The 4,542-nt window shown below is 39.8% G+C and carries 4 protein-coding genes; 2 read left to right on the top strand and 2 right to left on the bottom strand.

Annotation, left to right across the window (positions count from 1 at the left end; translation table 11 throughout):
• Window positions 1-561: 561 nt before the first annotated feature.
• The gene (locus AC1DIV_RS29560) at window positions 562-1,143 is read right to left on the bottom strand and encodes a GNAT family N-acetyltransferase (protein WP_340875294.1); all 582 of its coding nucleotides are present in this window, start codon (window positions 1,141-1,143) and stop codon (window positions 562-564) included.
• Window positions 1,144-1,239: 96 nt separating this feature from the next.
• Here AC1DIV_RS29560 and AC1DIV_RS29555 point away from each other — a divergent pair, with 96 nt between their 5' ends.
• Window positions 1,240-1,428, top strand: coding sequence for a hypothetical protein (locus AC1DIV_RS29555; protein ID WP_034314508.1), 189 nt, complete (start codon window positions 1,240-1,242; stop codon window positions 1,426-1,428).
• 51 nt (window positions 1,429-1,479) lie between these two features.
• Here the strand turns inward: AC1DIV_RS29555 and AC1DIV_RS29550 are convergent, their stop codons facing one another.
• Window positions 1,480-2,625, bottom strand: coding sequence for a putative glycoside hydrolase (locus AC1DIV_RS29550; protein WP_251539047.1), 1,146 nt, complete (start codon window positions 2,623-2,625; stop codon window positions 1,480-1,482).
• Window positions 2,626-3,195: 570 nt separating this feature from the next.
• Here AC1DIV_RS29550 and trpS point away from each other — a divergent pair.
• Complete coding sequence (gene trpS, locus AC1DIV_RS29545; protein ID WP_063591819.1) at window positions 3,196-4,182, top strand: tryptophan--tRNA ligase; 987 nt, start codon at window positions 3,196-3,198, stop codon at window positions 4,180-4,182.
• The last annotated feature ends 360 nt before the right edge of the window (window positions 4,183-4,542 follow it).

The following is a 4,542-nucleotide window of genomic DNA, read 5'->3' as shown; positions in this document are numbered from 1 at the left end:
GATTGGAACGTAAGGTACGAGACTCCTGCGGGAAAAGCGTGGCCAAGGGAGACCCCGCAGGCGAACGCCGAGGAGGCTCCCTGGACCGCCCGCGGAAAGCGAGTGCCTGGAGTGGAAATCATTACAAATACCCACTTTCGGAAATCCGCTCCCTTTCCGCCGACTGTCTGCCAAGCCTCTTCACCGTAAGCGGCGTGGAGTCTTGGCTACCCAGTTATTCGGCAGGAGTCCCGCAAATTTCTTCCATCCTTTAAGGATTACAGTAAAAAAACATCAAGGATCACCTATTCTTAAATTTGGTTCGGGATGAGTCTAGCCTTCGGTTTTTTCTTAAAATTTCGTTCCAGTTGATTCCAGAAACCCGCTCCCCTTTCCGCCAGCCAAGCCTCCTCGACGCTAGCGTCTGCGGGGTCTCGGCTAGCCAGCATTTTGGCAGGAGTATGGCAAATTTCTCAATATATTGGACATCCAAAATAACTTTATTGAATATTAACCAAGTTCTCCAAAAAAACATGATTTCGACAAACTAAAAAGGGCCGGTTAACAACCGGCCCTTTTTACTCAAACTTCCATCTCTTTAAAAATATCGGTTTCCTGACCTGCATTCAAGCTAAGTACATCCTCTACATCTTGATAAGATTTCCCATAAAGATCATCATCCTTGTAAGTATGGATTTCAGAATAAATCTCTTTCATGAAATCAAATACATCTTCTTCATCAACAGATGGATTTGCCGGCCAATACAAGATTTCCATAGGCGTATTCTCCTTGGTGGCAAGCGATTTTCTGCTGTAGGAAATCGAAGAGGCGTGCTTGAATCCTTCCCTTTTATAAAATTTCAGCCTTTTAAATGTATCATCATCATTTTCTTGTACTGGTTCTACTTCCAGCAAGATCGTTTTCTGCTTTTTTTGCAATTTTTGAATTAATTTCCTTCCAAGTCCCTGCCCCCTTGATTTCTTTGATACAAAAAGGTAATCAACGAATATAAACTCGTCCCCTTCCACATATAATAAAACATGGTCGGGACCTTCATCCTTTTTATATATTTCCTGTTTATCTTCTAAAAGAACTTCTATGTGTTCTTTTGACTTCATTTCTTCAATAGGGAAATACTGGTTTAGCTTTTCATACCAATTCATAATTTAATCTCCTCATTTGCTAGTTTATACTTTCCAGATTTTTTCTTATCCACTACAATGGAACTTGAATAGCTTGAAAATATTAGGAGGGTTTTGATGATCAGCTACTTTTTGGACTTTTTTTTAGTCGCCGCTTGCGTTATTGGCATTACGGCTGTGAATGGCGTTGTGACGAATGGCATCGGCGAAAAATGGTTTGGCGGGAAACGTCACTCTCATATTTTCGATCAATCGAAACGAATTCAGTCAGGGTGGAGTCAAGTTGGCGGGAATAAAAAGCGGTAATTCAGAGAGAAATTGGATGACCGGAAGGAACTTCCTAGGTCATCCTTTTTTTCATGGGGTATAGTCTACTCCCTTTGTATATCGATTTGCTGCATTCCACAATAAGTATTCATCAATACCATTATCATTCAATGCTTTTATTTGGGCTTCCACTTCTTCCTTACCATACCTTTGGTAATTTCCATCGCCTAAATAAGAGGCAGTAAAATCTTGGAGCCAAGGTCTTGAAGTAGGTGGTGTTTTTAATTCCTTCAGCTTCCCGTTCTCCAATTTCGCATATTCCTTAACGAGATTATAAGGCTCCAAATCAGGCTTTTCGATACCAAAATAAGATGTCCAGTGACTCGGATAGATCATCGAGGAAATTACATCAACATTCTCAGAGATTTTTGTGAAGTTTTGCCCAATTCCAGGAGCTTCAGGCAATGTAGCCGCATATCCAAAAATATCAACTGACACTTCGACATCGTATGGCTCCAGTTGCTTCCTCGCATAACTTACGAAATCCGTCACTGCCTGAACCCTTTTGGCTGTATGACTCATTTTCGCTTCATCATATTCACCGACATCATATTTCAAATCATCTTCTTTATTTTCGAATCCTTCGGGAAAACGGACATAGTCAAATTGAATTTCTTTAAAACCCATCTTTGCCGCTTCAATGGCAATACCGACATTATAATCCCACACTTCTTTTAAGAATGGGTTAACGAAGGCTTCCCCTCGGCCATTCTTCCATACCTTTTCACCATCTAAAAAAGACAATTCCGGTTTCTCTTTGGCCAAAAGGGAGTCTTTAAAGACGACAACCCTTGCAATCGGATAAATCTGTTTATCCTCAAATTTTTTCAGCATTGCCCTTGGGTTTTTTATGTAGTCTTTACCAATCCCAGCATATGGAGAGTCGGGATCTTCCGTTTTATACGTTACATTCCCCTTGTCATCCTTAATGTCAATGACCATCGCATTCAAATCGGTTTCATCTACATAATTAATAAGTTCATTCAATTTATTGCCACCCGCTGCAGGCCCTGTCACATATATTCCGCGTACAGCATCCGGATAGTCGAATTTCAACCCCGAATCAAAAACAAATCGCGGTACGCTCGCAGGCAATTCTTTATTTTCTAATGCTACCTGCCTGGTTTCGTTCATGCCTTGCGCATGAACTGGCTGTTGAATCAGGAATAAGCACATACCTGTCATCAACCATTTACACATTGGTTTCATTTTCTCCACCTCATTCGCCATCAGTCATCAATATTCAACAAATATAATAAACCCCTTTCTTTAATACCACAAACAATTAACTTTACTCCTATAATTGATAAATAAATTAAAAAAACTGCTTTACAAAGTTTCAGCTTAAGAATACGTTCACAATCCTGTATTCCCTTGTGAGTATCCTTCCCTAAAATGGTCTGCTCATTGTGATATATGTTAAACGGTTTGATTTTCCTTGAAGCCTTCATTTCTTCCATGTCAAAAAAAAGAAACGGAAAATCCTTTCTATTGGCTTGATTTCCGTTTCGATTATACATTTAATATGAATAAATGCTAAAATACAGTATAGTGGACATTTCGTATTCTCAAAATGGCATCGATACAGGACAAAACGGCCCTCCACAAGATTCAAATGAGCGTTTCCCCACAAAGGAACATGCACATTTCTTTCAAAGAATGTGGATTCATTTTCTATTTATCCTTACAATAATGAAGAGCGAATATCCATTTATCAATAAACGTATTTAGAGGAGTGACTAGCAGTTGAAAAGGATTTTCTCCGGCATTCAGCCATCCGGTTCCGTTACTTTAGGAAATTACATCGGAGCCATGAAACAATTCGTTAATTTACAAAATGAATATGAATGTTTCTTTTGTATTGTTGACCAACATGCAATTACAGTTCCACAAGACCGCATCAAGTTAAGGAAAAACATTAAAACATTGGCTGCTTTATATCTGGCCATTGGCCTGGATCCTGAAAAGAATACCATCTTCATTCAATCAGAAGTACCAGCGCATGCACAGGCAGGCTGGATTTTACAGAGTATATCCTATATCGGGGAACTTGAGAGAATGACACAATTCAAGGACAAATCCGCTGGCAAAGAAGGGGTATCCGCAGCACTGCTCACTTACCCGCCGTTGATGGCTGCCGATATTCTCCTTTATAGTACAGATGTGGTCCCTGTCGGGGAAGATCAAAGACAGCATCTAGAATTGACACGCGATTTGGCTGAACGATTCAATAAAAAGCATAATGACATATTTAAAATCCCGGAAATCAGCCTCCCTACAGAAGGGGCCCGTATCATGTCCCTTCAGGAACCAAACAAGAAAATGAGCAAATCCGATCCTAATAAAAAGGCGACGATTGCCTTATTGGATGATCCGAAGCAAATCGAAAAAAACATCAAGAGCGCAGTTACCGATTCGGAAGGAATTGTCCGTTACGATAAGGAAAACAAAGCAGGTGTTTCCAACCTGATGTCCATATACTCCATTTTCAGTGGAAAATCCTATTCAGAAATTGAAGAGATGTATGAGGGCAAAGGCTACGGTGACTTTAAAAGTGATTTGGCTGAGGTGGTTCTTGGAGAAATCCTGCCAATCCAAGAACGCTATAATGCATTGATCGATTCACCTGAATTGGATGAAATTCTGGACCGCGGTGCAGAAAAGGCGAATATTGAAGCCAATAAAATGATCAGAAAAATGTATAATGGCATGGGACTTGGCAGAAAGAGATAAAAGAAGATGATCCTCAACGGATCGTCTCAGTGTGTAAACAAAAAGGTTTCGGATGGTATCATTCCGAAACCTTTTCTTTGTATTCTTGATTCTTTCTCACATTCTTGTCAAATATGTCCCTCCTCCGCGGGCTCAGGCAAATTTTCAAATTGTACATAAAAAACTGTAGACAGATTCGATTTTCATCAAGTTGAACTGCCCCGTAAATGTTAGACACCAAACTAACATTTACGGGGTGTTTTTTATGGCTAATTTTTCTGCCGAACAGAAAATATTCATTGTACGACTTTACCTTGAAGGAAAGCACAGCTATATGGATCTTCAGAAAATATTTGAATGGATCTTCAGAAAATATTTGAA

This window comes from Peribacillus sp. 05N428, from assembly GCF_056397085.1.
The sequence above is the reverse complement of the archived record's forward strand: the minus strand, read 5'-3'. Positions and strand labels throughout refer to the sequence as shown.